The sequence below is a fragment of the Vibrio sp. 10N.261.54.A5 genome (assembly GCF_041471145.1).
Lineage (GTDB): Bacteria > Pseudomonadota > Gammaproteobacteria > Enterobacterales > Vibrionaceae > Vibrio > Vibrio crassostreae_C.
Window position 1 is genome coordinate 1 of record NZ_JBFRNU010000035.1, and the last position, 1,297, is coordinate 1,297.

Annotated in this window: 1 protein-coding gene; it reads left to right on the forward strand. The window is 44.5% G+C overall.

Annotated elements, in window-relative coordinates:
• Positions 1-100 precede the first annotated feature (100 nt).
• On the forward strand, positions 101-1,294 hold the full coding sequence (locus tag AB4329_RS11500) for an ISL3 family transposase (RefSeq protein ID WP_017069018.1): 1,194 nt from the start codon (positions 101-103) through the stop codon (positions 1,292-1,294).
• Positions 1,295-1,297 lie beyond the last annotated feature (3 nt).

A 1,297-nucleotide genomic window follows, 5' to 3' on the forward strand; every position in this document is an offset into this window, starting at 1 on the left:
AAAAAGGTTCATCGCGGATTAGCGGGAACTAAAAACAAAAACGGTAGTAAGTGATATGGTTTAGTCGCCAAACAAAAATCATACACAAACTACCGTTTTCATGCCGAATCATACTTTCCTATCTTCATTCTGGGAAGGCTTTCAAATAGTAAAGTCTCACCAGACAGCATCACTTATTACCCTGACTCTTAAACCTAACTCTGAGGCTAAGTGCCTTTGTGGTCTCGAGGCCGAGGCTATTCATGAGTATCAATGGCGTCATGTAAAAGAGGCCATGTTGCTCGGTGTTCCTGTTGAACTTTCCGTTCAAACACGAAGAATCAAGTGTCGTGACTGCGGCATAAAAACAGAGTCTCTATCTTGGTTAGAGCCTTATGCTCGTATAACGAAGCGCTTAAAAAGTTATATAGAACAACTGCTGCCTCTTCTTCCCATTAAGCATATCTCCCAGTTAACAAGCGTACATTGGCACACCATTAAAGAGATAGATAAACGCCGACTTCGCCAAGTGGTACCGTCAGTGAAATGGGAGGGGCTAAGGCAACTCGTCATGGATGAGTTCGCTATCTTTAAAGGACATCGGTATGCCACGGTCATTGCTGACGCTAAGACTCACCAAGTCATTTGGATAGGTTTAGGCCGTAGCCGCAAGGACATACGACCGTTCTTCGAGCTGTTAGGCAAGCATGGCAATAATATCGAAGCGGTCGCGATGGACATGAATACGGCTTTTGACCTTGAAGTTCAAGCGCACTGCCCGAACGCAAAAATCGTTTACGACTTATTCCATGTTGTTGCTAAGTTCGGTCGTGAGGTAATGGATAGAGTCAGAGTCGACCAAGCCAACAAACTCAAGCAAGATAAAAAAGCGAGGCAATGGGTCAAGCGCTCACGCTGGGTGTTGTTGAAAAATAGAGGCAACTTAAATCCACGGCAAGACAGCTATCTTACAGAAATATTGAATATCAATAAGGACTTAATGACCACTTATATACTCGGGGCACAACTCAAAGAGCTTTGGTATTGTGAATCAGAAGCACATGCTAAAGGGCTCTGGGAGGCTTGGTGGGCACAAGTACAAGAGAGTGGAATTAAGCCATTGAAAGAGTTCGCACGAAAACTGAGTCCTTATCTTCACGGTATTATCGCATCGGCAAGTTATCCGCTAAACACCTGCACCCTAGAAGGGATAAACAACAAGATAAAGCTAATCAAGCGAATGGGGTATGGGTATCGAGATACCGACTACTTCTTCTTGAAGATAAAAGCGGCTTTCCCCGGAAAGCCGCGATGAACC

Coding starts and splice junctions, on each gene's coding strand:
- AB4329_RS11500 (WP_017069018.1), top strand. CDS start 101: ATGCCGAATCATACTTTCCTATCTTCATTCTGGGAAGGCTTTCAAATA.